General features: G+C 67.8%; 4 protein-coding genes. All 4 read left to right on the forward strand.

The window, feature by feature from the left end; genetic code table 11:
• Positions 1-141 (forward strand): EF-Tu C-terminal domain-related protein (locus tag VIL67_RS08070; RefSeq protein ID WP_473964806.1); only part of this gene is annotated, 141 nt, incomplete at its 5' end.
• Positions 142-307: 166 nt separating this feature from the next.
• Positions 308-1141 (forward strand): GIN domain-containing protein, encoded by an 834-nt coding sequence (locus VIL67_RS08075; RefSeq protein WP_332048364.1) that lies wholly within the window; start codon positions 308-310, stop codon positions 1139-1141.
• Between the two features lie 60 nt (positions 1142-1201).
• Complete coding sequence (locus tag VIL67_RS08080; protein WP_332048365.1) at positions 1202-1936, forward strand: hypothetical protein; 735 nt, start codon at positions 1202-1204, stop codon at positions 1934-1936.
• 293 nt (positions 1937-2229) lie between these two features.
• On the forward strand, positions 2230-2487 hold a 258-nt coding region (rpsJ, locus tag VIL67_RS08085; protein ID WP_332048366.1), incomplete at its 3' end, for a 30S ribosomal protein S10.

The following is a 2487-nucleotide window of genomic DNA, read 5'->3' on the forward strand; positions in this document are numbered from 1 at the left end:
GAGATGATCATGCCCGGCGACAACGCCGAGCTGGACGTCGAGCTGATCACGCCGATCGCCATGGACCAGGGCCTGCGCTTCGCCATCCGCGAAGGCGGCCGGACCGTCGGCGCCGGCGTGGTGGCCAAGATCATCGAGTAGTCCTCAGCTACACGAGCGACACGAGAGAGGCCGTCGGGGCGACCCGACGGCCTTTTTCTTTGCCGTCCAGCCGCTCCATGACGGCGATGTCATGACCTCGATTTAAGCTGTTTCGGTTGCATCTCCCGGCTAGCTTCATCCTGGGTTTTGGACAGGAGAGAAGGCGATGCGTCTTCCGATCGCTCTACTGGCCGCGGGGGCGGCGATGATGACCGCCGGCGCCGCGCAGGCCGCCATGGTGGAGATCCGCGACGCGGTGGCGCGGGTGACCGTGATCCCGGAGAACCGGAGCGACATCAAGGTCGAGCTGGTGCGGACCAACCCGCGCCTGCCGCTGCAGATCCGCACCGTGGCGGACCGCACCATCATCGACGGCGACCTGGAGCGGAAGATCCGCAGCTGCCGGGGCGCGGCGCCGAACGCCTCGGTGGAGGTCCGCGGCGTGGGCGAGATCGGCTGGGCGGACATGCCGCAGGTCGTGGTGCGCACGCCCCGGGACGCGGTCGTCGACGCCGAAGGCGCCGTGTTCGGCTCGGTGGGCCGCTCGGCCAGCCTGGAGCTCGAGAACGCCGGCTGCGGCGACTGGACCGTCGCCAATGTCGAAGGCCGCCTGAGGGTGAGCCAGGCGGGCTCGGGCGACACCCGCACGGGCACGGCCGGCTCGGCCCGCATCCGCATCGCCGGGTCCGGCGACGTGGCCACCGCGGCGGTCCGCGGCGGCCTGGACGTGAACATCGCCGGCTCCGGCAACGTGGCGGCCGCCTCGGTGTCAGGCCCCCTGGATGTCTCCATCGCCGGATCGGGCGACGTGAAGGTGGACGGCGGCCGCGCCTCGGTGATGACGGTGTCCGTCGCCGGCTCCGGGGACGTGGACTTCGACGGCGTGGCCGACAGCCTGAAGGCCCGCATCGCCGGCTCCGGCGACATTAACGTCAAGCAGGTGAGGGGGGAGATTTCCCGCTCGGTGATGGGCTCCGGCGCCATTCACGTGGGGAACTGACCGGACAAGCTTGACCTTAATGACGTCCTTCCCCGACGATTTGGCGGGGAGGACGTTCTCATGTCGGAGCTCTGGGCCACTCTGATGGCTGAGCCGTGGATCGTGGTCGCGGTCGCGACTTCGGTGGCGATCTGGATCGGCGCCCTCTGGGTGATCGTGCGATCCGACAAATTCCTGCGGAAGTGGCTCTGGGTGCTGCTGGCGTTCGCCAGTTTCACTCTGCGATGGCCCGTCACCGAGGCGATGTCGCTGAGTGTGTCCCTGCCCCTTGGCGCGCTGTACGTGCTTTGGTTCTGGCGTTGGGGATCGTCGCCCACTGAAGCTGAGCGTCAACGTCACGGGCGGAAAACAGCCGCGGGACGTAGCCCCCCGCAGGCCGCTCGCGGCCTGCGGATCATCTACATGGTCATGGTGGCAGACGTCGGGGTCTTGAGCGCCTGGATGGCCATTGGTCCCGCGGCGCGACTGGCGGAACAGTTCACCGGCCCCGAGTCGCCGGGCGTCCTGGGTCCTGCGGCGGCCTTCGTGGGTTTCGGGATCGCGGCGGGCCTTTTCGGCTACCTGGCGTGGCGTCCCGCCTGGTGGGGCAAGCTGGCTTGTTGGTTCTGCGCGCTCGCCTGGCTGCTTCATGGGCTTGTGTCGCTGCTGCTTCTCGAGATTGCGCCGGAGTTCGGTGTGGCTTCGGCGACCTACGCGCCCGTCCCACTCTGTTGCGGTCTGGTGGCCTTGGCTTGTGGTCTGATCCATCATCGGCTGGACCGTCGCTCCAGCGGGCCACTCACCGCCAGCAGCTAGGCCCCCGAGGAAGCGAGCGCCCGCGGGCGCTTGACGAAGACGAGTCGCATAGGTATCTACGCGCCTCCTGTTGGACCGGCTGTGCGCTTCGGCGCAGACGCGGCTCGCAGAACGGACCTGAGACAGTGCTAAAACTTAGCGTTTCGGGAAGGGCCCTCGCGGGTTGCGCGCGGGCCTAAGTCGTTTGTAGCGGACTTACGCGTACGGGCTCTCTCGCGAGCGTCCGGGTTGGTCTTTGAAATGGTCGAGATCACGCGGACGGGCCGCCGTCTGTAGGGAACGAAAAGAGCGATATGGATCGTCAGAACATCCGCATCCGCCTGAAGGCGTTCGACCACCGCGTGCTGGACCATTCCACGCGCGAGATCGTCAACACCGCCAAGCGGACCGGCGCCACCGTGCGCGGGCCCATCCCGCTGCCGACGCGCATCGAGAAATTCACCGTCAACCGCTCGCCGCACATCGACAAGAAGTCGCGCGAGCAGTTCGAAATCCGCACGCACAAGCGCGTGCTCGACATCGTCGACCCCACCCCGCAGACCGTGGACGCG

Source organism: Phenylobacterium sp., assembly GCF_036563385.1.
Taxonomy (GTDB): Bacteria; Pseudomonadota; Alphaproteobacteria; order Caulobacterales; family Caulobacteraceae; genus Phenylobacterium.